Source organism: Micromonospora sp. DH13, assembly GCF_020873825.1.
Lineage (GTDB): Bacteria > Actinomycetota > Actinomycetes > Mycobacteriales > Micromonosporaceae > Micromonospora > Micromonospora haikouensis.
Genome location: NZ_JAHWGR010000003.1, coordinates 173,410 through 200,072, shown reverse-complemented (window position 1 = coordinate 200,072; position 26,663 = coordinate 173,410). Strand labels below are relative to the sequence as shown.

General features: G+C 74.6%; 19 protein-coding genes. 11 read left to right on the top strand and 8 right to left on the bottom strand.

The features are described 5' to 3' along the window. Positions 1 to 343 precede the first annotated feature (343 nt). The 4 genes from LPA42_RS04425 to LPA42_RS04410 are packed head-to-tail and all read left to right on the top strand — an operon-like array spanning position 344 to position 5,322. Entirely contained in the window at positions 344 to 1,573 is a 1,230-nt protein-coding gene (locus tag LPA42_RS04425; RefSeq protein WP_077937086.1) for a glycosyltransferase family 4 protein, read from the top strand. Beyond that, entirely contained in the window at positions 1,570 to 2,991 is a 1,422-nt protein-coding gene (locus tag LPA42_RS04420; protein WP_077937087.1) for an AMP-binding protein, read from the top strand. The genes LPA42_RS04425 and LPA42_RS04420 overlap by 4 nt, the downstream gene beginning before the upstream one ends. Continuing rightward, complete coding sequence (locus LPA42_RS04415) at positions 2,988 to 4,037, top strand: acyl-protein synthetase (protein WP_077937088.1); 1,050 nt, start codon at positions 2,988 to 2,990, stop codon at positions 4,035 to 4,037. The genes LPA42_RS04420 and LPA42_RS04415 overlap by 4 nt, the downstream gene beginning before the upstream one ends. 46 nt (positions 4,038 to 4,083) lie before the next feature. Then, entirely contained in the window at positions 4,084 to 5,322 is a 1,239-nt protein-coding gene (locus tag LPA42_RS04410) for an acyl-CoA reductase (RefSeq protein WP_077937089.1), read from the top strand. Positions 5,323 to 5,339: 17 nt separating this feature from the next. On the opposite strand, the gene LPA42_RS04405 is transcribed toward LPA42_RS04410, so the two are convergent. After that, positions 5,340 to 6,413 carry a lysylphosphatidylglycerol synthase domain-containing protein gene (locus tag LPA42_RS04405; protein WP_077937090.1) on the bottom strand — a complete coding sequence of 358 codons (1,074 nt, stop codon included), beginning with the start codon at positions 6,411 to 6,413 and terminating at the stop codon, positions 5,340 to 5,342. Positions 6,414 to 6,617: 204 nt separating this feature from the next. Here LPA42_RS04405 and LPA42_RS04400 point away from each other — a divergent pair, with 204 nt between their 5' ends. The 4 genes from LPA42_RS04400 to LPA42_RS04385 all read left to right on the top strand — a co-directional run bounded on the left by LPA42_RS04400 (position 6,618) and on the right by LPA42_RS04385 (position 13,200). Further along, positions 6,618 to 7,718, top strand: coding sequence for a DegT/DnrJ/EryC1/StrS aminotransferase family protein (locus LPA42_RS04400; RefSeq protein WP_077937091.1), 1,101 nt, complete (start codon positions 6,618 to 6,620; stop codon positions 7,716 to 7,718). Next, positions 7,715 to 8,677: a Gfo/Idh/MocA family protein gene (locus tag LPA42_RS04395; protein WP_077937092.1), complete on the top strand. Its 963-nt coding sequence runs from the start codon at positions 7,715 to 7,717 to the stop codon at positions 8,675 to 8,677. Before LPA42_RS04400 ends, LPA42_RS04395 begins: the two co-directional genes overlap by 4 nt. 168 nt (positions 8,678 to 8,845) lie before the next feature. Beyond that, on the top strand, positions 8,846 to 11,212 hold the full coding sequence (locus LPA42_RS04390; protein ID WP_077937093.1) for a DUF6077 domain-containing protein: 2,367 nt from the start codon (positions 8,846 to 8,848) through the stop codon (positions 11,210 to 11,212). A 245-nt stretch (positions 11,213 to 11,457) separates the two neighbouring features. Then, complete coding sequence (locus tag LPA42_RS04385) at positions 11,458 to 13,200, top strand: CDP-glycerol glycerophosphotransferase family protein (RefSeq protein ID WP_096761617.1); 1,743 nt, start codon at positions 11,458 to 11,460, stop codon at positions 13,198 to 13,200. A 57-nt stretch (positions 13,201 to 13,257) separates the two neighbouring features. Here LPA42_RS04385 and LPA42_RS04380 read toward each other — a convergent pair whose 3' ends face one another. Continuing rightward, entirely contained in the window at positions 13,258 to 13,800 is a 543-nt protein-coding gene (locus LPA42_RS04380) for an acyltransferase (protein WP_077937095.1), read from the bottom strand. A 163-nt stretch (positions 13,801 to 13,963) separates the two neighbouring features. Further along, positions 13,964 to 14,302 carry a DUF952 domain-containing protein gene (locus LPA42_RS04375; protein WP_077937096.1) on the bottom strand — a complete coding sequence of 113 codons (339 nt, stop codon included), beginning with the start codon at positions 14,300 to 14,302 and terminating at the stop codon, positions 13,964 to 13,966. 163 nt (positions 14,303 to 14,465) lie between these two features. Here LPA42_RS04375 and LPA42_RS04370 point away from each other — a divergent pair, with 163 nt between their 5' ends. Together LPA42_RS04370 and LPA42_RS04365 are read left to right on the top strand one after the other, a co-directional pair. Then, the gene (locus LPA42_RS04370) at positions 14,466 to 15,122 is read left to right on the top strand and encodes a response regulator transcription factor (protein ID WP_043962785.1); all 657 of its coding nucleotides are present in this window, start codon (positions 14,466 to 14,468) and stop codon (positions 15,120 to 15,122) included. Between the two features lie 10 nt (positions 15,123 to 15,132). Next, positions 15,133 to 16,551 carry an ATP-binding protein gene (locus tag LPA42_RS04365; RefSeq protein WP_077937097.1) on the top strand — a complete coding sequence of 473 codons (1,419 nt, stop codon included), beginning with the start codon at positions 15,133 to 15,135 and terminating at the stop codon, positions 16,549 to 16,551. Between the two features lie 4 nt (positions 16,552 to 16,555). Here LPA42_RS04365 and LPA42_RS04360 read toward each other — a convergent pair whose 3' ends face one another. From LPA42_RS04360 to LPA42_RS04345, 4 genes are all read right to left on the bottom strand, one after another. After that, entirely contained in the window at positions 16,556 to 17,512 is a 957-nt protein-coding gene (locus LPA42_RS04360; protein ID WP_077937136.1) for a TAXI family TRAP transporter solute-binding subunit, read from the bottom strand. 108 nt (positions 17,513 to 17,620) lie between these two features. Beyond that, complete coding sequence (locus LPA42_RS04355; protein WP_077937137.1) at positions 17,621 to 18,328, bottom strand: hypothetical protein; 708 nt, start codon at positions 18,326 to 18,328, stop codon at positions 17,621 to 17,623. 106 nt (positions 18,329 to 18,434) lie between these two features. After that, the gene (gene yaaA, locus LPA42_RS04350; RefSeq protein WP_077937098.1) at positions 18,435 to 19,250 is read right to left on the bottom strand and encodes a peroxide stress protein YaaA; all 816 of its coding nucleotides are present in this window, start codon (positions 19,248 to 19,250) and stop codon (positions 18,435 to 18,437) included. A gap of 64 nt (positions 19,251 to 19,314) precedes the next feature. Continuing rightward, positions 19,315 to 20,931: a hypothetical protein gene (locus LPA42_RS04345; RefSeq protein WP_077937138.1), complete on the bottom strand. Its 1,617-nt coding sequence runs from the start codon at positions 20,929 to 20,931 to the stop codon at positions 19,315 to 19,317. Positions 20,932 to 21,093: 162 nt separating this feature from the next. Here LPA42_RS04345 and LPA42_RS04340 point away from each other — a divergent pair, with 162 nt between their 5' ends. After that, positions 21,094 to 22,134, top strand: a complete 1,041-nt coding sequence (locus LPA42_RS04340; RefSeq protein ID WP_043964328.1) for an App1 family protein — start codon at positions 21,094 to 21,096, stop codon at positions 22,132 to 22,134. A gap of 61 nt (positions 22,135 to 22,195) precedes the next feature. Here the strand turns inward: LPA42_RS04340 and LPA42_RS34350 are convergent, their stop codons facing one another. Then, entirely contained in the window at positions 22,196 to 26,605 is a 4,410-nt protein-coding gene (locus LPA42_RS34350) for a LamG-like jellyroll fold domain-containing protein (RefSeq protein WP_077937099.1), read from the bottom strand. Positions 26,606 to 26,663: the final 58 nt, after the last annotated feature.

Below are 26,663 nucleotides of genomic sequence, written 5' to 3'. Positions count from 1 at the left end.
TCTGGCCCAGGCGTGGTCCGGCGGCTCGCCACCGCCTGGACCGGTCTGGTTACGGTCGGCCAGCCTACTGGAGGGATCAGCCGATCAGCGGCTGCCAGACGTGCTGCCCACAGGCGTTCGCCCAACGTTCGTTCGCACGTCATCGACGGTGCCGGCGGAGTCGTCCAATCTCGTTGCGGGGACAGTTCGGCCACGCCGGGGCGCCGGGTCGGTCCACGGTGACCCGCCCAGGGTTGCGGTAGCGTGGCGCGGTGCGCCGGAACCGTCCCGACCGATACCCACACGTGTCCAGGTCTTCCTCCGGTCACGCCGTCCCCCACCGGAGCTGACAGGAGTCACCACCGTGCGGATCGCTGTTGTCAACAACTTCTTCCCGCCCCGGCCGGGTGGCAGTTCCCACCTGTCCGCCTCACTCGCCGCGCGGTACGTGGCTGCCGGTCACGAGGTGCTGGTGCTGACAGCGGCGTACCAGGACGCGCCCGCCGAGGAGGAGCGCGACGGATACCGGGTGGTCCGGCTGCCCGCGATGCCGATGCCGCAGCTCGGCCTGTCGATCGACTTCGACATGGCCTTCGCGCTGGCGCGCCCGGCCAACCTGCGCCGGGTGCGCAGGCTGCTCGACGGCTTCCGACCGGACGTGATCCACCAGCACGGTCAGTTCTTCGACCTGACCTGGATCTCCGGCTGGTACGCCCGGCGGAACAAGATTCCCGTGCTGCTGTCGGTGCACACCCGGTTGGAGAGCCCCGACCCCAAGTACACGGCGTTGTTCAAGGGCCTCGACCGGTTCCTGGTGAAGCCGATCCTGCGCAGCTACCGCCCGCGCTACGTCATCATGGACGAGCTCTGCGGCGCGTACTGCGAGCAGCGCTACCTCGCCACCCGCGACGAGTTCGAGTACATTCCCGTCGCGGTGGAGCCGAGCCGGTTCGAGGCGCCCCCGACGCGCGACGTCCGGGCCGAGTTCGGCATCGGCGACCAGCCGCTGATCGTCTCGCTCGGGCACGTCATCCCGCTGCGTCACCGGTTGCCCCTGATCGAGGCGCTGCCGACGATCCTCGACAAGCACCCGCAGACCAAGGTGATGATCGTCGGCCGGATCTACTACGACGCCTTCGTGAAGCGGGCGGCCGAGCTGGGAGTGACCGACGCGATCGTCACCACGGGTGTGGTGCCACCGGCGGACGTGCCGTCCTTCTTCGCCGCCGCCGACATCGTCACCCACGACCTGCAGGGCAGCGGCTTCGGCACGGCCAGCCTGGAGGCGATGGCGGCCGGTCGGGCGACCATCGGCACCATCACCGAGACCAACTTCCCGGCCGTCGAGCTGCGCAACTGGGAGAACTTCGTGCTCGCCCGGCCGAACGACGGGCCGGACCTGGCCGAGGTGGTCATCCGGCTGCTCGACGATCCGCAGGAGCGGGAGTGGATCGCGAAGGCCCAGCGGGAGCTCGTGCACGCCAACTTCACCCTCGACGTGGTGGCCCGGCGGCACCTCGAGGCGTTCGCCCGGATGACCGGCTCTCCGCTGCCCCGACTCGACCCACCCAGGCCGGAGGAAAGGCCCGTATGAACCTGGTCGCCCCGAGCGCCCGGCTGATCGACGCCGCCACGGGTGCCGTCCTCGGCGGCGCGGGCCTCGCCGCCGAGGTGGGTCGGCACGCCGCCGCGTACGCCGGGTTCCCGCCCGGGGTGGTCTTCGCCCGCAGCGGCACGTCGGTGCCGGCGGTGCTGCGGTACGCGGGCGCGCTGCGCGCGCAGCGCCCGGTGGCGCTGCTCGACCCGGCGCTGGACCCGGCGGTGCTGGCCGACTTCGTCCGGCGTTTCTCCCCGGCCGTGGTGGTGGGCCTCGCCGAGGGCGGCGCGGGCGCGGACCCCGGCGAGCGGCCCGGGGACTACCGCGCGGTCGACGACGAGGTGCTCGGCCCGGTGTGGGTCCGCGAGCGGGCCTGCGCCGACCAGCCGCACCCGGACCTCGCGGTGCTGCTGGCCACGTCCGGCTCGACGGGGGACCCGAAGTTCGTCCGGCTCTCCCGCGCCGCCGTGGAGTCCAACGCGGCGGCCATCGCGCGGGTGCTGGCCATCGGCCCGGACGAGGTCGCCCCGACCAGCCTGCCGCTCTACTACAGCTTCGGCATGTCCGTGCTCAACAGCCACCTCGCCGTCGGCGCGACCGTCCTGGTGGTCGACGGCGGCGTGCTGGCCCGCGAGTTCTGGCAGGCCGTGTCGGCGTACGGCGCGACGTCGCTGGCCGGGGTGCCGCACAACTACGAGATGCTGCACCGGATCCGGTGGAGCCCCGCGAAGTATCCGACGCTGCGCACCCTCACCCAGGCCGGCGGCAAGCTGCGCGACGAGACGATCCTCGCCTTCCACGCCAGGATCGCCGAGACGGGCGGCCGGTTCCACGTCATGTGGGGCTGCACCGAGGCGGCGCCCCGGATGAGCACCCTGCCGGCCGACGCGCTGCCCGACCGGGTCGGCTCGGTCGGCCCGGCCCTGCCCGGCGGCTCGTTCACGGTGCTCGGCCCCGACGGCGCGGAGACCGACCGTCCCGGCGTGGTCGGCGAGCTGGTCTACCGCGGCCCCAACGTCATGATGGGGTACGCGGAGAGCGCCGCCGACCTGACCCGCGGCGACGAGCAGGGCGGGGTGCTGCGCACAGGTGACCTGGGCTGCCTCGACGCCGACGGGTTCGTCTGGCTGCGCGGCCGGCTCAAGCGGTTCGGCAAGGTCTTCGGCATCCGGGTCAACCTGCACGACATCGAGGAGCTGGCCCGCGACCAGGGGCCCGTCGTCGCCGTGTCCGGCCCGGACCGGGTCGTCGTCTTCGTCGAGGGCGGCACCGACGACGGCGCGCGGGCACTGGCGGGGCGGCTGGCGGAGCGGCTGCGGCTGCACCGGTCGGGCTTCGACGTGCGTACGGTCGAGCGGTTGCCGCAGCTGCCCAACGGCAAGATCGATTACCGCTCCCTGGAGGCGCTGGTATGACCCTGTTCGCCCTCGACCAGGCGGCCCGCGAGGCCCGGCTCCTGCCGGAGCTGGTCGAGCTGACCGAGCACCACCGGGCCCGCAGCCCCGAGTACGCCCGCCTGCTCGCGTCCCTCGGCCACCTGCCCGGCCACCGCTACGACCGGGTCGCCGACCTGCCCTGGCTGCCGGTGCGGCTGTTCAAGCACCACGTCCTCAAGAGCATCGGCGACGACGAGGTCTTCAAGGTCCTCACCTCCTCCGGCACCACCGGCGATGTCAGCCGGATCTACCTGGACAAGGAGGCGGCGGGCGTGCAGCAGAAGATGCTGTCGGCCACGCTGAGCGCGGTGATCGGCACGAAGCGGCTGCCGATGCTGCTGGTCGACACGAAGGCCCTGTTCAAGAACCGCACGTCGTTCTCCGCCCGGGGCGCCGGGGTGCTCGGCCTGATGAACTTCGGCCGCGACCACACCTTCGTCCTCGACGAGCAGGAGCGGCCCGACCCCGACGCGGTGCGCGACTTCCTGGGCCGCCACGGCGACCAGCCGTTCCTCATCTTCGGCTTCACGTTCATGACCTGGCTCTACCTCTACGAGCTGGCCCGCGAGCACCGGTTCGACCTGAGCAACGGCACCCTGATCCACAGCGGCGGCTGGAAGAAGCTGGTCGACCGCGCGGTCGACAACGCGGAGTTCCGCCGCCGCTTCACCGCCGACACGGGCCTGCGGCGCATCCACAACTTCTACGGGATGGTCGAGCAGATCGGCACGACGTTCCTGGAGGGGCCGGACGGCGGCGGCCTCTACTGCCCCGAGTTCGCCGACGTCATCGTCCGCGACCCGCACACCTGGGCGGAGGTGCCCGTGGGCACCCCCGGGGTGGTACAGGTGGTCAGCACGATGCCCCGGTCGTACCCGGGGCACCTGCTGCTCACCGAGGACCGGGGCGTCGTGCACGGCGTCGACGACGGGGCCTGGCCGGGCAAGCGGTTCTCCATCCTGGGCCGGCTGCCCCGCGCCGAGGCGCGCGGGTGCAGCGACACGTTCGCGGAGGCGGCGGCATGAGCGGGCACGGAGGCGGCGGCATGGGCGGGCGCAGCGGGGGGCGGGCATGAGCGGCAAGGTCGTCGAGCGGTTCCCGGCCGGCGGTGCGACCGCCGTCGACGACCTGGTCGGCGCGTTGCGCGCGGTGCCGGCCGGCGGCCCGCTGACCGTCGGCGACGACCGGATCGTCGAGTTCCTGGTGGCGTTCGCCCGGCGGCTGCTGCGCCCGGCGATGGCCCGCCGGCACCCGGAGCTGGCCTCCCTCGGCTTCTTCCTGCGCCGGGGCGAGATCGCCAAGACCCTGGCCCGGGTCGCGGACGAGCCCGGCCAGCTCCGCTTCCCGCGGGGGCTGGTCTTCCACGTGCCGCCGGCCAACGTGGACACCATCTTCGTCTACTCGTGGGCGCTGTCCGCGCTCGCCGGCAACGCCAACGTGGTACGGATCTCGTCCCGGTCGGCGGGTGCCGCCGACGCGGTGCTCGACGCGCTCGACGACACCCTCGCCGACGCCGACGACGTGGTCCGGCAGACCCAGCGGATGGTCACGTACGGGCGGGACGACGCGGTGACCGCCGCGCTGTCGGCCGCGGCGGACCTGCGGGTGATCTGGGGCGGCGACCGGTCGGTCGGCGAGATCCGCCGGCACCCGCTCGCCCCGCACGCCCGGGACCTGACCTTCCCGGACCGGTCGTCGTTCACGGTGATCGGGGCGGCCGGCTGGCTCGCCGCCGCCGAGTCCGAGCGCGACGCCGCCGCCCTCGGCCTCTACAACGACTCGTACTGGTTCGACCAGGCCGCCTGCGCCTCGCCCCGCACCGTCTACTGGGTCGGCGACCCGGCCAGCACCGACGCCGCCCGCGTGGACCTGCTGGCCCGGCTGCGTACGGTGCTCGACGCCAAGCGGCCCGAGGTGGACGCCGCGATGGCGGTGGAGAAGCGGGTCGCCACCTACGGCCTGGCCGTGGAGGGGGTGGCGACGGCCATCCGCTTCGACGGCAACGACCTGGCGACGGTGGAGCTGGCCGGGCCGGGCGACATCCCGCGCCGCTGGCTCGGCGTCGGCACGTTCCCGCAGGCCCGCCTCGACAGCCTCGCCGACCTCGCGCCGGTGGTGGTGCGCCGTGACCAGACCGTCACCCACTTCGGCTTCGCCGCCGACGAACTGGTCGCCTTCGCCCGCGCGCTGGGCGGGCGCGGGGTGGACCGGATCGTCCCGGTCGGCGACGCGCTGAGCTTCGCCGCGACCTGGGACGGGTACGACCTGATGCGCGAGTTCACCCGGATCACCAGCGTCGTCACCCGCTGACCCTGCCGCCGGGCGTCCTACCCGGCGGAGGTGGTGGCCGCCTCGGCCGGGGCCGCCCGGCGGAGCTGGCGCACCCCGGACAGGGCGGCCAGGCCGGCGGCGAGCACGTCGGCGATGGTGAAGATGAGCCGGGACGCCAGCGCGATGCCCATCGCGGCGCCGACGCCGCCGTTGCCCTCCAGGAACGGGGCCAGCGCGGCGACCAGCACGGCCTCCCGTACGCCCAGCCCGGAGGGGGAGAGGAAGGCGAACATGCCGACGGTCATCGCGATGGCGAACGACCCGACGCTGCGCAGCAGCCCCTCCATGCCGGGGGTGGCCTGGGCGTTGGCCAGCAGCCACAGGTGCACGCCGAACAGGGCGTAGCCCAGCGCGCTCCAGCCCACCACCCGCGACACACCCGGCCAGGTGAGGCGGTGCTCCAGCGGCGGGCGGCGCAGCACCCGCAGGGCGAGCTGCACCAGCGCGGTGAGCACCCGCGGCACCGCGCAGACCAGCGCGACCGGGAACAGCGCCGCCACGATCCACAGCGCGACCCGCACCGAGTCGGCGTAGGTGGAGTCGCCCCCGCCGGCCGCGTCGCGCAGCGCCGGCAGGCTCAGCAGGCCGAGGCCCAGCGCGGCCGTCACGCCGAGGCCCAGGGAGACCAGGGTGGCCAGGAAGGCGCGGGCCCGGGGCAGGCCGGCCCGCCGGCTCAGCTCGACCTGGAGCACGTACGCCCACACGCTGCCGGGGATGTACTTGCCGAGCTGGCCCACCAGGCAGATGCGCAGGGCGGCGGGCACGGACACCCGGTGCTCCAGGTCACGCACGGCGGCCCGCCAGGCCATCGTGTTGGCCACCATGCCGGCGAGCGCCGCGAGGACGGACAGCACCACCGACTGCCAGGCCAGGCCCAGCCACGTCGACCGGACCTGCGGCCACTGGTCGACGACGCTCCAGACCATCCCGGCGGCGATGGCGACGACGACGGCGACGCGGACGCCCAGCGACAGCCACCGCTTCAGCGGGCCGGCCGGGGCAGCGGGAACGTCGGTCGACTCCGGGGCATCGGAGGTGACGACATCCTTCCGCGTGACGGTCTGAACCATGCGTTACGTGCCTCCGCGTCGCGTTTCGTCCGTAGCGGAAAGTGAGGACGGACCGAGCAGGGCACTACACTAGCCCAGGCCGCGCGCCCCCACTCGTCCGGCGCGCCCGCGCGGAATTCCTACCGCGACGCCGGCCACCGCCCGTCGTGTCGACGTCCGCCGCTGTTACCGTGCTCGCTGCCACCGACCCCGAGGAGACGTGCTGTGATCCCCATTTCCGTCGTGAAACTCGACGAGAAGGCCGAACAGCTGGCGGTGGAGGTGATCCGCTCCGGCGTGCTGGCGCAGGGCCCGATGGTGGCCCGGCTGGAACGCGAGTTCGCCGACCTGGTCGGGGTGGAGCACGCGGTGGCGGTCAACAACGGCACGACGGCGCTGGTCGCCGCCCTGGAGGTGCTCGACCTGCGGCCCGGCGACGAGGTCGTCACGAGCCCGTTCACGTTCGTCGCCACCCTCAACGCGATCCTCGAGGCCGGCGCCACCGCGCGGTTCGCCGACATCCGCGAGGACGACTTCTGCCTGGACCCGGCGGCCCTCGCCGCCGCGATCGGCCCGCGCACCCGGGTCGTCATGCCGGTGCACCTGTACGGCCAGCCGGCCGACATGGGCGCGATCGTGCCTCTGGTCGAGCGGCACGGCCTGGGCCTGGTCGAGGACACCGCGCAGTCACTCGGTGCGACGGTCGGCGGGCGGGGGGCCGGCAGCTTCGGCCTGGGCACCTTCTCCCTGTACGCCACGAAGAACCTCACCACCGGCGAGGGCGGCATGATCACCACCGACGACGCCGTCCTCGCCGACCGGCTCCGGGTGCTGCGCAACCAGGGCATGCGCCAGCGCTACCAGTACGAGGTGGCCGGCCACAACTACCGGCTCACCGACCTGCAGGCCGCCCTCGGCATCCCGCAGCTGGCGGGCTACGCCGACACCGTCGCGCGGCGCAGGGCCAACGCGGCCCGGCTGCACGCCGGCCTGGCGGACGTGCCGGGGCTGCGCCTGCCGGCCGAGCTGCCGGGCCGGACGCACGTCTGGCACCAGTACACCGTGCTGGTCACCGACGCCGCGCCGGTCAGCCGCGACGAGGTGGCCGCCCGGCTGGGCGAGCAGGGAGTGGGCTGCGGCATCTACTACCCGAAGGCGGTCTACGACTACGACTGCTACCGGGAGCACCCCCGGGTGGTCGCCGACCCCGCCCCGGTCACCGGGCGGGTGGCGCGGCAGTGCCTGTCCCTGCCGGTGCACCACCACCTCGCCGACGGCGACGTCGACCGGGTCGTCGAGGCCGTCCGCAAGGCGGCGGGCGCGTGACGGCCCCGGTGCGCTTCGCCCTCGTCGGCACGGGCGTGATGGGGGCCCTGCACGCGCGGGTCATCGCCCAGTCCGACCGGGCCCGGCTGGTGCGGGTCGTCGAGCCCCGCGAGGCCGTCGGCCGGGAGGTCGCCGACCGGTACGGCGCGCGGTGGACGCCCGACGGGTCGAACCTGTCCGGCGTCGACGCGGTGGTGATCGCCGCCCCCACCGAGTTCCACCACGCGCTCGCCGGTGAGGTGCTCGCCGCCGACTTGCCGCTGCTGATCGAGAAGCCGGTCTGCGGCAGCCTCGACGAGACCGAGGACATCGTGGCCACCGCCGAGAAGCGGGGGGTCCCGCTGCTGTGCGGGCTGCTGGAGCGGTTCAACCCGGCGGTGCTCACCGCGCTCGCCCTCGTCGACAACCCGGTGCACCTCACGGTCACCCGGCACTCACCGTACGCGCCGCGGATCCGCACCGGCGTGGCCTGGGACCTGCTGATCCACGACGTCGACCTGGCGATCCGGGCGTTCGGCGGCCAGGAGCCGACCGACGTACGCGGGGTGCTGGGCCACTTCCACCCGTCCTCGCTGCCCGGCGCGGAGGACGTCGCCGAGGCCCTGCTGACCTTCGGCGGCGCGGCGCTGGCCAACGTCTCGGCGAGCCGGATCGGCCAGCGGAAGGTGCGGACGCTGGTCGTCAGCGAGGTGGACCGGCTGATCGAGGCGGACCTGATCCGGCGGGACGTCACCATCTACCGGCACGTGTCGCTGGACGCGGCGACGCCCGACGGCCGGGGCTACCGGCAGCAGAGCATCATGGAGGTGCCGGAGCTGGTCTCCGGCCGGGAGCCGCTGGCCGCCCAGCTCGACCACTTCCTGGACCTCCTCGCCGGCACCGCCGACGCCGACGCGGAGCGGCGGTCGATCCTCCCGGCGCACCGGGCCGTCGGCCGGCTCTTCGCCGACCACGGCTGAGCCCGCGGGCCCGGGCGGCGGCCTCGTGTCGCCGGCCGGGCCGGCGATCGCGTTCGGGTAGGCTTGCCCACCGTGCGCCCGGCCGGCCGCCGCCGCCCGCCGAGGGCGAGCCCCGGCGGTCCGCCTTCGACTCGACAGAAATCCTCGACAGAAATCAAGGAATCCCCTGTGCCGAACGTCGCAGACGACGCCCTGGCAGTGGAGGACCAGCGCGCGCCGGAGGACCTGCCCCGCGCCCCGGACGACCAGCCCGAGACGCCGCAGGACCCGCCCGGCACGCGCGAGGCCCAGCCGGAGACGCCCGACGACCGCCCCGCGACACCGCAGGACGAGCCCGGCACACCGCAGGACGAGCCCGCGACACCGCAGGACCCGCCCGGCACACTGCGCGACGAGCCGGGCACACCGCAGGACGAGCCCGGCGCGCCGCGCGCCGAACCGGCCGCGAGCGCCGAGCCCGCCGACCCGGCCGAGCGGCCGCCCGCGCCGGAGCGCACCCCCGACGCCCCGACCGCCCCCGCGCGGCTGTCCTTCCCCCGGCGGTTCGGGGCCGCCTTCGGTGCCCTCCCGCGCCGGATCACCGACGCCGCCGTGCTGGCGTTCGCGTTGTTCACGGTGATCTACCACGCGGGTTTCCTGGCCGAGCTGCGACCGTCGGTGATGTTCCTGAGCTGGCTGTGGTGCTGTGGCGTCCTCGCCGTCCTCGCCGTGGTGCTCGGGGTGGTCCGTGCCGTACGGCGTCGCCGCGTCGCGCCGGTGCCGCCGGCCGCACCCGCCGACCCCGCGCCGGCCGGGAGGGCACGCTGGTGGTGGCTCGCCGTCGGCGTGGTCACCGCCGCGCTCGGCGTCGCCGCCGCCGTCATCGCCGGCATGGGCGGGCTCGCGTCGTGGTGGGTGCCGACCGGCCTCGGGCTCGCCGCCTCCGTCGGCGCGGCGCTGCTGGCCCGCCGGGCCTGGCTGGCCCGCACCGGTCCGCCGGAGCCGACCGCCACGGGCTGGCAGGCGCTCTTCGTGCTGCTCGTCTCGGCCGGCGTCGCGGTCTCCTCGCTCTACATGGCCCGCAACAGCAAGGACGACGTCTTCTACCTCGGCAAGTCGGTGTGGGTGGCCGAGCGGGACATCGTCCCGGTGCGGGACTTCCTGTTCACCGAGAACGTGGCCGCCCCGCTGAGCACCCAGCCGCCGACCGCCTCGATCGAGGTCTTCGCCGGTGCGCTCGCCCGGTTCCTGGGCCTGCACGCCGCCGACGCCACCTGGTTCGTGCTGCTGCCGGCCCTGGCCGTGCTCGCGGTGCTGGCCCTGTGGCGGCTGGTGCACCGCTGGGCGCCCCGCCGTCCGGTGCTGGCGTTCGTCGTGGCCATCACCTATCTCTACCTGGTGGTCGGCTCGGACGCCGCGCTCGGCACCTTCCACCTGCCCCGGCTCTACGAGGGCAAGGGCATGTTCGTCTCGGCGGTCGTCCCGCTCATGTGGGTCTACCTGACCGACTGGTTCGAGTCCCGGTCGAGGTGGAAGCTGTTCCTGATCGCCGCGCTGTCCGTGGTGGCGACCGGGCTGTCCACGACGTCCGCGATCATTCTGCCGCTGCTGGTCGGCGCGGCCGGCCTGGCGATGCTCCTGGTGGGCCGCTGGGGGACCGCGCTGGCCGCGGGCGTCGCCGCGCTGGCCTACCCGATCGGCGGGGTGCTGGTGTCCCGGCTGGTGCTCGGGCCGGTCGCCACCGCCGGGGGCGAGACCCAGTTCTTCGACGCCGAGGGCACCTACCGCCGCACCCTGCTGGTGGGCGTGCTCGGCGTGATCGGCGGCCTCGCCCTGTGGCTGGCGCCCCTGCTCGTCCGGGGGCGCGCGCCCCGGCTGCTCGCCGCCGGCGCGGCGCTGACCATGAGCGTGCTGTTCGTGCCGGGCGTGCTGGAGGCGCTCGCCGAGGCCAGCGGCGTGTCCGCGGTGCTGTGGCGGGTGCCCTGGATCCTCGCCCTGCCCGGCCTGATCGGGATCCTCTGCACCGTCCGGCTGCCCCGGCTGCCGTGGGTGTCCCGGCTGGTCGGCCTCATCGTCGCCAGCTCGCTGATCTTCTGCTTCGCGACGTTCGGCGTGCCGATGTGGAGCAGGGACAGCTTCATGGAGGTGGCGCCGCGCCCGTTGTGGAAGCTGCCGCAGCAACGCCTGGATATCGTCCAGTGGATCGAGGGGCTGCCCCGCGAGCCGGGCCTGCTGCTCGCCCCGTCGACGCTGATGCGGGTCGCCCCCATCGTCAGCAGCCGGCTGCGGGTCGTGATGCCCCGCGATGGCTACCTCGTCGAGTACGACCAGAACTCCGACTTCGTCCGCGACCGGCAGCGCCTGGCCGCGTTCGCCGACGGCACGGCGATCGCCCCCGACACGGAGGTGAAGGCGTCCATCGAGCGGCTGGACGTGACTACCATCTGCGTCTACTGGGTCAACCTGGAGGCCAAGGCCGCCCTCAAGCGGCTCGGCTACGAGATGTACGCCCGGCGCTTCGCCCCCGGCTCGGTCCGCTGCTTCCGGCAGCCCTGAACGGCCGGTCCCCGACCCGCCCGACGGCGCGGTCGGGGGCCGATCGGGTAGCAACGGGACGAAGCCCGTAATACCCGAATATGGCTCGCCGTTCGTCTCGCGTTAAGGTCTGGGGGCGAGTGGGACCAGGACGACACACGGGGGTCCCCGCCGCTAGCCGCACTGAACGAGGAGGCCGGTCCCGCACGGGGCCCGGCCCCGTCGCCGATCTCGTTGGGGGAGAGTAACCGTTGTTCGGCAAGTTGATGGGACCGGCGGGCGTGGCCGCTCGCGGGGCCGTGCTGCTGCTCTTCTACCTGATCGCGCTCACCGCGGGAGCCCTCGGCGCGGTCTGGGTGTTCGCGGTGAGCGGGATCGCCGCGATCGCCGGTGAGTTCGCCCTCGCCCGGTGGTCGGCGCCCACCATGACGCTGCTGGAGAAGGTCGGCCTCGGCCGCGGCTACCGGCAGCTCACCCGCGACCTCTCGGCCGTGCTGCTCGTGGTCTCGGCGATCCGGCCCAGCTCGGTCGAGCTGACCGCGATCCTGCTGCTGCCCGCCGTGACCTGGGTGATCGCGGTCTTCGCCGGGGCGCTGAACCGCATGATCGACCGGCGCAACCCGGTCTCCGCGCTGGTACGCAACATCGACCTCGGCCCGATGCGCTCGGCGCCGCGCCCGCCCGAGTGGGCGGCCGGGGTCGCCGGTGAGCGGCTCGCCATGTGCAACCTCCTGCTGGTCCCGGCGGCCGTGCTCTCGGCGCTGTGGGACGACGCCGCGCCGGTGCTGGCCGGCGCTGCCGCCGCCGTGCTCGCCGCGGCCGTGGCCGGTGGCATCGTCGCGCTGACCTGGCTGCGGGGCCGGGGCACCGGCAAGAGCCCGGTGCTGCCGGCGGTGCAGAAGTGGCTGGACTCCTACCGGCCCGAGGTCGCCCTCTACTTCGCCGGCCCCGCGAAGGACGTCTACCAGGCCAACATGTGGCTGGCCCCGACCGAGGCCCTCGAACGGCGGGCCGTGGTGCTGATGCGCAGCCGCGAGGCGTTCAACGAGCTGGCCGACACCCGGCTGCCGGTGATCTGCGTGCCGGCCGGGGTGGACTTTATGAACCTGGAGCTGGGCAGCGTCCGCGCCGCCATGTACGCGGCGAACGTCGGCGCGAACATCCACATGCTCCGGGAGCCGGGCATGAAGCACGTCTTCGTCGGGCACGGCGACAGCGACAAGCAGGCCAGCGTCAACCCGTACAGCAAGGTGTACGACGAGGTGTGGGTCGCCGGCCTGGCGGGCCGGGAGCGGTACGCGCGGGCCGGCGTCGGCGTGCTGGACGCCGACATCGTCGAGATCGGACGGCCGCAGCTCGCGGGCGTGCACACGTTCGGCTCGGAGTCGCCCGACCGGCCCTTCACCGTGCTCTACGCGCCGACGTGGGAGGGCTGGCTCGACGACGACCCGTACCACACGTCGCTGGTGCTGATGGGGGAGCGGATCGTCCGGGGCCTGCTCGCCGCCCGCCCGTCGCTGCGGCTGATCTACAAGCCGCACCCGCTGACCGGCACCCGGTCCAAGGAGGCGAAGGCCGTCCACGAGCGGGTGGTGGAGCTGATCGGCGCGGCCGGCGGCGACGTCGACGCCAGCTCCCTCGACGGCCCCCGCCACCGGGTCGTCACCGGCCGGGTCCCGGCGCTGTTCGACTGCTTCAACCAGACGGACCTGCTGATCAGCGACATCTCCAGCGTGGTCTCCGACTTCGTGCAGAGCCAGCGCCCGTACGTGGTGGCGAACCCGAGCGGCCTGCCCGAGGACGACTTCCGCCGCAACTTCCCCACCTCCCGGGGCGCGTACCTGCTGTCGCGCGACTGCGGCGAGCTGGAGAAGATCGTCGCGCTCACCCGGGCCGGCGACGACCCGATGACCGAGGCCCGCCGGGACCTGAAGGTCTACCTGCTCGGCCCGGACGAGCCGAACTCGATGGAGCGGTTCCGGCAGGAGATCGGCCGCCTCTGCGGCTGATCGGCGACGCCAGGCGAAAGGGGGCGGCACCTGCCGCCCCCTTTCGCCGTACCACCGTCAGTCGGGGCGGCGCGGGCTGGTCACGTCGAGGGAGACGACCTCACCCTTCTCGTCCACCCAGCCCTTCGGCCGCGCCGGGTTGCCGGCGACCAGCTGGTACGGCGCCACGTCCCGGGTGACCACCGAACCGGCGGCGACCATCGCGTACTCGCCGATCTCGACCCCGCACACGAGGGTGGCGTTCGCGCCGATCGACGCGCCCCGGCGGACCAGCGTCGGCGTGATGGTCCAGTCCGGGTTCTGCGCCCGGGGGCGCAGGTCGTTGGTGAAGACGGCGCACGGGCCGACGAAGACCTCGTCCTCGATGGTCACGCCCTGGTACACCGACACGTTGTTCTGGATCTTCACGAGGTCGCCGACGGTGACGCCGGCGTCGACGTACACGTTGCGACCGATCACGCAGCCGGCGCCGACCCGGGCGCTGGACCGGATGTGGGCCAGGTGCCAGACCTTGGTGCCGTCGCCCACGCGGGCGCCGTCCTCCACGTCGGCGCTGGGGTGGACGAAGGTCGCGGCAGGCTGTTCGGTGGTGTCAGTCATCCTTCAACTCGCATCGCTCGGGGCGCCGGGCGCCGGCGGTGGACGCGGCGGAACGACGGCGGGTGTTTCGCCGCCGTCCGCGCGGGATCGGGGGCTGCCGCGCCCGGCGGTGGGCTCGGAGGGCCCGGCCGGGGCGTCGGCCGGGAGTGAGCATAGCGAGCGGTCAGCCCAGCAGGCGCGCGACCGCGTCGGCGGCCGGCACGTCGGCCGGCAGGGCGTGCGCCTCGACCACGGCGGCGACCGGCAGCGCCGCGTACAGGTGGGGGAAGAGCTCGCCGCCCCGCGACGGCTCCCAGAGCAGCGCCGCGCCGAGCGCCGCCGGATCGACGGCGAGCAGGGTGAGCCCGGTGGCGCCGGCGAAGTGCCGCCGGGCGGTCTCGACCAGTTGGCCGGCGGCGGAGAGGTGGATGAACCCGTCCTGGCGGTCCACCGCCGAGCCAGCGAAGTGCCCGGCGGCGCGGGCGGCGTCCCACTCCGTACCGGTCAGCAGTTTGTAGATCACCCCCGCAGCCTACGGCCGGGCCACCCCCGGCGGGCCGGGACCGGCGGGCCGCCGGGGGTGGCCACGCGGGCCGGGCACACGGGGACTGACCGGGCGGCCCTCCCGCCCGGCCGGCACGTCTGCGACCATTCCACGGTCGAGAACGAGGAACCGGGGAGGCGGGTTGCGCATCCTGCTGGTCGAGGACGACCGTCGGGTGGCCGCCGCCCTGTCGTCCGCCCTGACCCGCCGCGGCTACGAGGTGGAGCACGCGGCCACCGTCGCGGCGGCGCTGCGCGCCGCGCCCTGCGACCTGGTGCTGCTCGACCTGACCCTGCCCGACGGCGACGGCACCGACCTGTGCCGCGCGCTGCGTCGGCGCAGCGCCCAGCTCGGCATCATCGCCGTCACCGCCCGGGGCGAGGAACGCGACCGCGTCCTGGGCCTGCGGCTGGGCGCCGACGACTACGTGGTGAAGCCCTTCTCGATGGTCGAGCTGCAGGCGCGGATCGAGGCGGTGCTGCGTCGGGCCGCGCACGCCGCCCCGGAGCGGGACGTGATCGAGGCGGGGCCCGTGCGCATCGACGTCGCCGCCCGGACCGTCACGGTCGCGGGCCGGGAGGTCACCCTCACCCGCAAGGAGTTCGACATCCTGGTGTCGCTGGCCCGGCAGCTCGGGGTGGCGGTGTCCCGCGACCGGATCCTGCTGGACGTGTGGGGCACCACCTGGGCCGACCGGCACACCGTGGAGGTGCACGTCGGGTCGCTGCGCGGCAAGCTGGGCGACCCCCGGCTGGTGGAGACCGTACGCGGGGTCGGCTACCGGCTGCGCGGGGAGTGAGGGGAGCCCCGTGCGTCGTCGGCTGGTCATCAGCTACCTGCTGCTGATGGTGCTGGTGCTCGTCGCGCTGGAGACCCCGCTCGCGGCGACCCTGGCCACCCGGGAGACCGACCTGGTGCGCGCCGACCGGCTCGCCGACGCCACCCGGTTCGCCTCGCTCGCCGGGCCGGCGCTGCGCGGCGGCGTCCCCGGGCCGCTCGGCGGCGAGCTGAGCAGCTACGACGAGCTGTACGGCATCGGCGCGGCGGTGGTCGACCGGGACCGCCGCACGGTGGTGGCGTCGCGCAGCTGGCGGTCGGGTGCCGGGACCGAGTCGGCGCTGGACAACGCGCTGGCCGGGCAGCAGTTCAGCGCCCCGGGCTCGGTGTGGCCGTGGGCGGACGGGCCCGTCGTGGTGGCGGTGCCGATCAACGACGGCGGCGAGGTGCTCGGCGCCGTCGTCATCACCACCCCGGCCGGCGCGCTGCGCCGTACCGTCACCGCGTGGTGGCTGCTGCTCGCGGCGACCGGCATCGTCGCCGTGCTGGCCTGCGTGCTCACCGCGTTCGGGCTGGCCGGGTGGGTGCTGCGCCCGGTCACCGAGCTGGACGCCGTCACCCACGAGATCGCCGAGGGGGACCGGGGGGCCCGGGTCCAGCACCGGCTGGGCCCGCCGGAGCTGCGCCGCCTGGCGGCGAGCTTCAACAACATGGCCGACGTGGTGTCCGACGTGATGGACCGGCAGCGGGCGTTCGTCGCCCACGCCAGCCATCAGCTGCGCAACCCGCTGACCGCCCTGCGACTGCGGGTCGAGGAGCTGGGGCCGAGCCTGACCGACCCGCAGGGGCGGGCCGAGCACCGGCTCGCGCTGGAGGAGACCGACCGGCTGGCGCTGCTGCTCGACGCCCTGCTCACCCTGGCGCGCGCCGAGCGCGAGGAGAACCAGCGGGTCATCGTCGACGCGGCGGCCGTGGCCGCGTCGCGGGTCGCCGCGTGGCAGCCGCTGGCCCGGCACCGGTCGGTCACCCTCCGGCTGGCCACGGCCGACGGCCCGGCGTACGCCCGGACCGTGCCGACCGCGGTCGACCAGGCGCTCGACGCCCTGATCGACAACGCGGTGAAGTTCAGCGGCACGGGCGGCGAGGTGACGGTGAGCGTCGGGCGCGCCGACGACGGGGTGGCCCTGGAGGTCCGGGACACCGGACCGGGCATGACCCTCGACCAGCTCGACCGGGCCACCGAGCGGTTCTGGCGGGCCCCGGAGGTGCAGAACGTCGACGGGGCGGGGCTCGGGCTGACCATCGTGGCGGTCCTCGTCGACGCCTCCGACGGCCGGCTCACCATGCGGCCGGGGCAGCCGCGCGGGCTGGTGGCCGGCCTGTGGTTCCCGGCCCCCGACGCGGTCGACGCGGCACCCGCCCACGCCCCGGTCGCGGACGACGCCGGCTGACCGGTCAGGGCTTGGCCGACCGGTACCAGGCGGCGGCCCCCGGATGCAGCGGCAGCGGGGCGGTGGCGATCGCCGACCGGGGGCTCATCCGGCCGGCCGCCGGGTGGGCCGCCGCCAGCTCCGCGCGGCGCTCCATCAGCAGCCGGGTCACCTCGCGCACCAGCGGCTCCGGCAGGTCCGCCCGGACCACCAGGTAGTTCGGGTTCGCCACGGTCGTGACCGGCTCCACCCCGTACACCGAGCGGGGGATGTCGCGGGACACGTAGACCTCGCGGTAGCTGCGCCGCAGCGGCTCGGTCCACTCGCCCAGGTCGACGATCCGTACGGCGCTGCCGGCGGCGAGTTCCTCGACGCCGCGCACCGGCAGCCCGCCGGAGAAGAAGAACGCGTCGATGCGGCCGGCGCGCAGCGCGGCGACGGAGTCGTCGAGGCCGAGCCGTTCCCGGCGCACGGCGGTGCCGCCGAGGTGGGCGACCTCCAGCAACCGGGTGGCGGTGATCTCCGTGCCGGAGCCGGGCGCGCCGACGGAGACCCGCCGGCCCCGCAGGTCGGCCACCGTGCGGACCGGGCTGCCGGCCGTGGTGACCAGGTGCAGCAGGTCGTCGTAGACCCGCGCCACCGCCAGGACCCTCGGGTGCTCCTCCCGCTCGGTGGGCAGCACGTCGGCCTGGGTGAAGCCCAGCTCGGCCTGGCCCGCGCCCACCAGGCGCATGTTCTCCGCCGAGGCGGCGGTCACCACCACGCTCGCCCGCACCCCGGGCAGCTCCCGGTTGAGGATGCCGGCCAGCGACCGGCCGAACGCGTGGTAGACGGCCGTGGGGCTGCCGGTGGCGATGCGGATCGACACCGGTTCGCCCGGCGAGTCCTGGCAGCCGGCGAGCCCGGGTGCCGCCGCGACCAGCACCAGCAGCAGCGCCGCCACGCCGGCGGCGCGCGGGGGCACAGTCCAGCTACGGCTCACCCGGTGCACTCTGCGCGGTGCACCGCCGCCCGCGCAAGCCCACGGGCCGCACCCGCCGCTGGGCGGGCCCGTCCCCGCCCGCGCGGGGCGGCCGGTGCGCGGGGCCGGTCAGCCGACGGCGGCCACCCCCGGCCCGGTCGCCGGGTCCAGGGTGACGCTGTGCAGGATGCGGTCCCGGTCCGGGCCGTCGGCCACACTCACCACGAAGCAGCCCGCGCCGGGCCGCAGCAGAGCGGGCACCTCCAGCAGGGCGGCCCCCCGGACCAGCACGGCGGCCAGCTCCCGGTCGGTCAGCCGGATCCCGAGGATGTGCCGGCGCACGTGCCGGCCGCCGGCCAGCAGCGACGCCCGCCACGCCGCGGCGGCCAGCCGGGGCCGCCACGTGCGGCGCGGCGCCGACGCCCCCGACGCGGGCCCGCCGAGCAGCTCCCGGCGACCCTGCCGCCAGCCGGTCTCCACCAGCGCCGCGTACACCGCCCGGTGCTCGCGGGCCACCTGGAGGCGGTGCAGCTCGTAACGGCGGCGCAGGCCACCGGTGGTCACCTCGTGCCGCACCGGGATCTCCAGCCGGGCCAGGAGCTGGCGCATCCGGTGCGCCGCGTCCTCCCGGTTGAACTCGGCGGCGGGGCCGGTGTGCGGGTGGGCGGGGGCCGCCGGCCGCCGTCCGGCCCGGACGGGTGCGGCCGGGGCGGCCGGCGCGGACACGCAGCGCAACAGGCAGGCCACCTCGAACGCGTCGGCGAGGGTCACCCAGTCCAGCGGGGCCGGGGTCGCCGGAAGACGAGGCCGGTCGAGCAGCGTGGGTTCGAGGGGCACCACAGTCTCCTTGTCGGCGTCGGATACCCCATACCGTGGCCCGCCGGACGGCCCGGTGGTACCCGTGGCCGCCAGGCTTGAGGAAATCTTGCGACAGTTCAGAGCGTCACAACTGCGTCACCACCACGTCGACCGCCCGGGGCCGCCCGGCCGCCACGGGCTGCTCCAGCACCGTGTACTTCGCCTCCCGCAGGGCGGCCACCAGCCCGTCGGCGGTGCGCGGCCGGGCCCCGGCGGTGAGCAGGTCGCGCACCAGCCGCCCCTTCGTCGCCTTGTTGAAGTGGCTCACCACGCTGCGGACCGGCCCGGAGGGGGTGTCCCGCTCGTGCAGCACCCGCACGGTCACCGTCCGCTCCGCCAGCTCGCCGCGCGGGGTCCACGTCGCCGCGTACGCGCCGGAGCGCAGGTCCAGCACCGGGCCGCGCCCGGCCGCCGCCTCCAGCGCCGGACCCAGCTCCCGCCGCCAGTACGCCGACAGCGCCCCCACGCCGGGCAGCCGCGCCCCGATCGGGCACCGGTACGGCGGGATGCGGTCGGTGAGCCGCACCGCGCCCCACAGCCCGGAGCTGATCAGCACCGACCGGCGGGCCGCCCGCTGCGCCGCCGCCGGCAACGTGGCCAGGTCGAGGGCCTCGTAGAGCACGCCCGTGTAGAGCCGGCCCGCCTCGGCGGTGGCCGCCCGCTCCAGCCGCGCGTTGCGGCGCAGCTCGCCGGCCAGCCCCGGGGTCAGCCCCAGCGCCTCCAGGGCCGCCGTCTCGTCCGGGGCCCCCGGCCCGGCCGGGCCCGCGCAGAGCCCCACCAGCGCCGCCAGCACCCGCGCCCGGGCGTCGGTCAGCTCGGGCAGGGACAGCCGGGTCAGGTCCAGCCGCCGGCCGGTCCCGGCGTCGGCCTTGCCCTCCGAGGGCGGCAGCAGGATGAGCATCGCCTCACGACTCCTCGCGCACCCGGCGACGGGCGCGCCGGTCGGGCCAGCGTACGCACCCCGCTCAGCGCCACGGCCGCACGGCCGTCTCCGGGTGGTACACGCGATACCGGCCGACCTCGGCGCGCAGCGCCGCCCCGGCGCGCGGGCCGAGCAGCTCCCGCAGCCGCCGGTCGGCCGGGCCGCCGGCCACCAGCACGTAACCGGGCCGGTCGGCCAGCGCCACCTGCCGCCAGTACGGCCGGTACCGGTTCTGCCCCGGCATGAGCCGCCCGTCGAGCACCCCGCAGAGCACCTCCTCCGCCGTCTCGAAGACCAGCCGGTTGCAGGTCCAGTACTCGCCGTACACCGCTTGCAGCCCCGCCCGGCGCACCACGTCGGCCAGCTGCCGGGCCTGCCGCTCCTCGACGCGCAGCGGCCCGAGACCCGCCACGAACAGGCCGGTGGCGGCCAACGCCGTGGCGACCAGCCCCGCCAGCGCGGCCGTCGCCGACGCCCCGGCGAGCCGCCCGGCCGCGCCCGCCGGGCCCCGCCACACGTGCCGGGCCGCCACCCACAACGGCCACAGCACCACCGGCAGCGACAGCTGCAGCACCGACAGGTAGCGGGCGTTGTTCAGCGGGTCGGTGGCGGCCAGCGGGCTGCGCACGTACGCCGCGAGGGTCGACGCCGCGCCCGCGACCAGGGCGAGCTGCGCGGCCGGCCCGACCCGGTCGCCGGCCGGCCGGGCGGCGGCCCGCCGGTACGCGACCAGCGCGAGCACCGCGGCGGCGACCAGCAGCACGGGGTAGGCCACCCCGAACCACTGCTGCCAGCGGGCGCAGCCGCCGGCCGGGCACAGCCCGGTGGCCAGCGGCACCCCCTCCAGCAGCCCGCCGCGCAGCCGCTCGGCCAGCGGCGGCGCCGCGCCGGCCTCCCCGCTGATCCGCCGCACCACCGACAGCGAGTCCTGCCCCGGCGGCGCGCGCAGGCTGTCGACGATCAGCGGCACCGCCCCGACGGCGAACCCGGCGGCCAGCGCCGCCCCGCACCAACCGAGCAGCTCCCGGCGCAGCACCCAGGCCAGCAGCAGGACGGCCGCCGCCAGGTACGGCACGATCAGCCAGTCCGACCAGACGGCCAGCCCGGCCAGCAGCCCCGCCACCCCGGCCGCCAGCGGCCGGGACCGCACCCGCCCGTCGGCCAGCCCCACCGCCACCAGCAGGATCGCCAGCACCGCCGGCTTCACCTCGGGCCGCCCGCCGACCGCCTGCAACTGGTCGCGCAGCACCCGCTCCGGGCCGAGCGCGAGCAGGCCGACGACCAGCACGGCGAACCAGGGCGCGCAGATCCGCCGGGTCAGCCGGTAGGCCAGGAACACGAACAGCGCCCACAGCGCCAGCACCGGCAGCCGCAGCACCGGCCAGCTCGGCCCGGCGACGGCGACCAGCGGCGCCGCCAGGTACGCCTCCGCCATGCCCATGTAGCGCTGCCCGTACAGGAACACGGGGTGCTCGCGGCCGGCGGCGATGTGCAGCGCGGCCAGGCCGAAGGTGGCCTCGTCGCTGTTCGACACGGGCACCGTGAGCAGCGTGAGGACCAGCCGGTAGCCGAACCCGGCCAGCCCGAGCAGCAGCGCCGCCAGCGCCGGCCGGTCGAGCGCCGGACGCCACCGCCCACGGTCCCGCACAGCTGTCGACACGACCAACGCCCCCGTCGTCGCCCCGACCGGAGTGTGTCACGCGCCCGGGACGCGCCGGGCCGGATCGCCGCAGACCGGGGGCGGGCCGAGGTCGCCCGTGCGGCCGTCGCGGAGCCGGCGGCTCGCGTGGCCGACGTCGCCGCGGTGTGGCAGGGTTGCCGTGTGCCACCGACACCCGCCGGCGAACTGGCCGTACCGAACCTGCACCGGGCCGCGCGGTTCGAGGACGCCGTGCACAACCTGGTCGAGCGTCGGCTGCGGCGCACCGGGTGGCAGACCAACATCATCGCGTACGCCGGCTACGGCGCCCCCGGCTGGGCGCGGGTGCTGTGCCGGGTGCTGCTCGGCCGCCCCGACACCCGGTCCCGGCAGCGGCTGGAGAAGGTGCGCGGCTGGCGCAGCTTCACCACCCTGCCCGCCAAGCACGTGACGGTCACCATCGAGGCCGGCGGGGTGACGCACGAGGCGAAGGCCGACCGCAGCGGCTTCGTCGACACCGTCGTCGAGGCCGACCTGACCCCCGGCTGGGCGTCGGTGCGCCTCAGCGTCGCCGACGCCGAGCCGGTGGAGGCACTGATCCGCGTCCTCGACCCGAACGTCCGGTTCGGCATCCTCTCCGACATCGACGACACGGTCATGGTGACCGCCCTGCCGCGTCCGCTGCTCGCCGCGTGGAACACCTTCGTCCTCGACGAGCACGCCCGCGCCGCCGTGCCCGGCATGGCGGTGCTCTACGAGCGACTCGTCACCGCCCACCCCGGCGCGCCCGTGTTCTACCTGTCCACGGGCGCGTGGAACGTCGCGCCGACGCTGACCCGGTTCCTGTCCCGGCACCTCTACCCGGCCGGGCCGCTGCTGCTCACCGACTGGGGGCCGACGGCCGACCGGTGGTTCCGCAGCGGCCGGGAACACAAGCGCGCCACCCTGGCCCGGCTGTCGCGGGAGTTCCCCGACGTGCGCTGGCTGCTCATCGGCGACGACGGCCAGCACGACCCGGAGATCTACCGCGAGTTCGCCGCCGGGCACCCCGACAACGTGGCCGGCGTGGCGATCCGCCGGCTGTCACCCACCCAGTCGGTGCTCGCCGGCAGCCTGCCCACCCCGTCGGGCAGTTCCTCCTCGGGCCCCGTGGGGCAGAAGTGGCTCTCCGCGCCGGACGGCGCGGGCCTGTGGAAGCTGCTGCGCGACGCCGGCCTGGTCTGACCCGCCCCCGCTCGGCACCGGCCGGCCGGGCCCGTCAGCCCGGCCGGCCGGTCGCCCTACGTCACCAGCCGGTGGTGATCTGGCTGCGGGCGCTCAACAGGCCCGCCGACGCGCCGGGATACAGCCACAGGATCCCCGTCGAGTTCTCCCGGGCGACGACGTCGGGTTTGCCGTCGCGGTTGAAGTCGGTCAGGCCGAACGAGGTGTAACCGCCCCAGCCCACGCCGACCTGGGTGATGCTGACCGCCGGGAAGTCGTACAACCGCAGGATGCCGGTGCTCGCCACCCGGGCGTAGACGTCCGGCGTGGCATCGCCGACGACGTTGGCGATGCCGTACGGGGCGTAGTCGGTCGACCAGCCGTCGCCGATGTCCACCCGGGCGCTCGTGCCGCCGGCGAGGTCGCCGGGATACACCCACAGGTCGTTGGTGGAGCCCGCCGTGATCACGTCCTGGAAGCCGTCGCGGTTCCAGTCGGCCACCCCGTACGGGCGGTAGTTGCACCACTGGTTGCCCAGGAACGTCGGCGTGGCGCTCAGGTCGTCGGCCGTGCCGAGGAAGACCTGCAGCTCGCAGGAGGTGTTGTCGCGGACCACGATGTCCTGGTTGCCGTCGTGGTCCCAGTCGGCGATGCCGAAGACGGTGAACTGGTTCCACCCGGTCGACATCAGCCGCGGGGTGCCCACCTGCGCGTTCTGCTTGCGGTACCGCCACAGGTTGCCGCCGGTGTCGGCCGCGTAGATGTCCGTCTCCGTGGTCCCGGTGCCGGGCGGCGTCCAGGTGGTCGCGCCGAACGGGGTGCGTGCCCCGGTCGCCGGCACGGTGTTGGTGGCCCCCACCTGGGTCGGGGTGAGCGCCCGCTTCCACACCTGGAGGTTGCTGATCATCCCGGCGTAGTAGGCGGTGGGCTGGCCCTGGTAGAGGTAGCGGCCGACGACGAACTTGCCACCGCTGGGCCACGTCGGCGTCGCGGTGAACTGGGCGCTGCCCTTGAGCACCCCGTTGACGTACAGCGAGATCGTCCGGGTCTTGGCGTTGAAGGTCGCCACCAGGTGCGTCCAGACGCCGAGCGCCGTCCCGGCCGGCGTCACCACCTGGGTGTACGACCAGCCGCTGTCGGCGTTGCCCATGCCGAAGCGCCACGTGTTGTCGCTCGTGTTGTTCCACAGCAGGAAGCGCGACGCGTTGGCGCCGTCCTCGCTGGCGATGACCCCGCCCGCCGCGGTCGGCTTGGCCCAGACCGAGATGCTGAACGACTTCGTGGTGTCGATCAGCGGGCTGTTGACCGTCAGCGCCCCGTCGCCCGTGGGGTTCACCGTGGTGCCGGTCTCGTCGGTGTTCATGATGAGGGCCGGGCTGAACAGGTCGTCGCTGCGCCAGTAGGCGTCGCCGCCGGAGGCGGTCAGCGTGCTGCCGCCGGTGACGTCCGTCGCGGTCGTGACCGCCCCGTCGCCGAGGTCGTCGAACTTCCAGGTGTGGTCCGAGGTGATCAGGGTCTGCTTCGGCTGCGCCGTGACGGTGGCGCTGCCGGCCTGGAGGCCGGTCACCAGCCAGGCGGTCGTGGCGGCGTCGGCGGCCACGGTCCACAGGTCCACGGTGCCGTCGCCGTTGATGTCGCCCGCGCGCAGGCTCAGGTTCGTGCCGGTGTTCCAGCCGGACGCCGCGAGGGTGCGGGCGGTGTAGGTGAGCTGCCCGGTGTCCTGGCTGAACGCGAGGCCGGCCCACAGGTGCAGCGCGCCGGTGGTCCGGTTCCACAGGAACATGGCGGTGCCGTCCGACGCCTCGGCGGTGGCGATGCGCCAGTTGTTCCAGTCCGTGCCACCGGTCGGGGTCGACGCGGTGGTGTGCTGGGTGCCGAGGTAGCCGCCGGGGATGCCGAAGTTGGGATAGTAGGTGAGGAAGTAGCCGTTGGCGGCGTCCCCGCTGGTCCCGATCAGGTCGGGGTAGCCGGAGCCGGCCTGCCGGCTGTCGCCGGCGTTGGCGAGCTGGATCGGCGGGTTGCCGTTCGGGTCGTTCAGCAACGAGCCCTCGATGCCGAACTGGTTCTCGACCCGCTCGGGGCGCAGCACCGAGCCGTCGCCGTTGCCGGCGATCAGCTCCGCGCGGACGGGGTCGGCGGCCGGGTAGTAGACCAGGACGTCCTGGAAGCTGCCGCCCAGGAAGCGACCGCTGACGACCTGGGTGCCGTCGAAGTCGGACGGTGAGTTGCTCCCGGAGACCCCGTTGCCCCGGGCGCCGATGTTGCTGATGCTCGGGTTGACGCCGGCCGCGCCGTTGTTCTCCGCCAGCCAGATCCCCGCCGCGAGGTTGTTGGCGGAGCCCACGTTCAGCAGGTCGGCCCGGCCGTCGCCGGTGAGGTCACCGTCGGCCGCCGGCGTGGCCGGGGGGATGGCGTTGAAGGTCAGGGTGTCGGTCTCGCCGAAGTTCTGGCCCGCCGCCGTGACGCTGGTGACGGAGAGTGTGTTCGTCAGCCGGGTGGGTCGGACGGGAATCGTCGCGTTGCCGCTGGCGTCGGCGGTGATGGTCACCGGCGGCGCGGCGTTCAGCTGGTAGGTGTAGCCGGTCGGCAGCGTGCCGCCCACGGGCGGCGCGACGGTGAAGGTGGCCTGGACGCCGACGGTGGTCTGGGCGGGCGGCGAGATCCGCGGCGGTCCGGCGCGGGTCGCGTCGAAGGTGAACCGGCAGGTGGCCGACCAGTTGCTGGGGGTGCGGAAGTCGGTGGCCTGGACCTGCCAGGCGAAGGTGGTCGGCACGCCGTTGCTGGTCCCGGTGACGCCGGCGGCGGCGGCGAGGGTCGCGCGGGGCACGACGTACACGGCGGTGCTGCCGGACGAGTACGTCAGCAGGTTCGGGTTGGTGTTGACCAGCAGCGTCCCGGGCGCGCTGGCCTTCCACAGTCTGAAGGTCACGCCGAGGGTGCCGCGGTTGGTGTCGGAGACCGGGGCGTAGAGCGAGACCGAGGTGTCGCCGACGACGGTGGGGCTGGCGGCGGCGCAGGACGTGGTGGGTGAGGTGGTCATCCCCGTCGGGGTGTTGGGCTTGTGGTTGTAGCGGATGGTGAGGGTGGGGCTGGTTTCGAGGAACTCCTTCCAGCTCTGGGTGTCGCTGGCCTCGTTGGCGGCGATCATCCACAGGGTGCGGGTGGGCTTCTTGGCGGTGACGTCGGCTTCGATCTGGTTGGTGACGTCGAAGGAGACGGCGGCGGCGTCGCAGCCGCTGTAGCCGTAGGCGAAGCTCTTGGAGGCCACGACGCTGCCCTTGGTGACGCCCTCCCAGTGGTTCCAGGTGGCGTTGCCGGAGGTCAGGGTGGTCGCGGGGGCGTAGATGTTGACGGTCTTGGCGGTGCAGTTCCACGACTTGGTGTTGGTGATCTTGAAGATGGCGTCGTAGATCTCGGCCCCGGCGAGGGTGCTGTACGGGACCGGGAAGTTGACCAGGGTCTGGGAGCGTTGGCTGCCGGAGTTGCCGACCTGCATGCGGCCGATGAGGTCGGGGGTGTCCTTCCAGAAGTTGGTGGACTGGTGCTGGTAGGAGATGGTGGCCCAGCCGGACATCTTGGGCCCGACGGGTGTCCAGTTGAACGTGGGGTCGACGTAGACGGGGTAGACGGTCGTCGGGTCGTCGAACAGCTTCCGGTCCGGGGACAGGCGCAGCGTGCCGGGGGCCATCCGTACGCCGATGGGGGCGCTCCTCGCGGTCCGGCCCGGCGCGGCGGCACTCGATGCGGCGGTGGGCCGCTCGTTGCGGCCGGTGGCGGAGTCCCACATGGTCGGGGCGGGTGCGGTGAGGACGGCCTGTCCGGCGCGGTCGCGGCCGGTGATGTTGCCGGTGGTGTCGGCGGTGAGGGTGACGCCTCGGGTGATGGTGGTCAGGTCGAGGGTGGCCAGCTTCGGGTGCCGGGCGGCCTGGCGGTTCTTGACGACGAAGACGTGGGAGAAGCCGCCCTCGCCGGTGACCCGGACGGTGAGGTCGATGCCGGGCAGCACCTCGGGGTAGGTGGCGGTGGGCCCGGACAACGTGGGCGCGGGCAGCGCCATCGGCGCGGTGAGCGACAGCGCGCGGTCGCCGCTCGTCAGTTCGGCGAGCGGGCCGGTGCCGCCGGGGGAGAGCCGGACCTGGTTCGTGGTCACGGTCGGGGTGATGCTGCCGTCGGGGTGGCGGACCAGGGTCGGGTCGAGGCTGCGCCACTTCCCGTCGACGCGGGTGCGGGTCGGCACGGCGGTCTGGGTCAGCTCGACGGTGCCGTCGGGGCGGGCGGTCACGGTGGAGGTGGAGCTGCCGGCGGCGGTCGCCTCGACGGGCCGGCCCGTGCGTCGCGCCTCGGCCATGGCCCGGTCCACGCCGAGCGGGCCAGCGGCCGGCCTCTCGACGGGTGCCACAGGGGCTGCGGCGGCGGCCGGCGGGGCGGCCAGGGCGATGGCCGCGCCCGCCGCGACGACACTCGTCGCGACGACCGACCCGATCGCCTTCACCCCGGTTGTCCTGATAGAAGGGCTGTTCAAGGGCATGGAGTGGTTTCTCCCCCGTGCG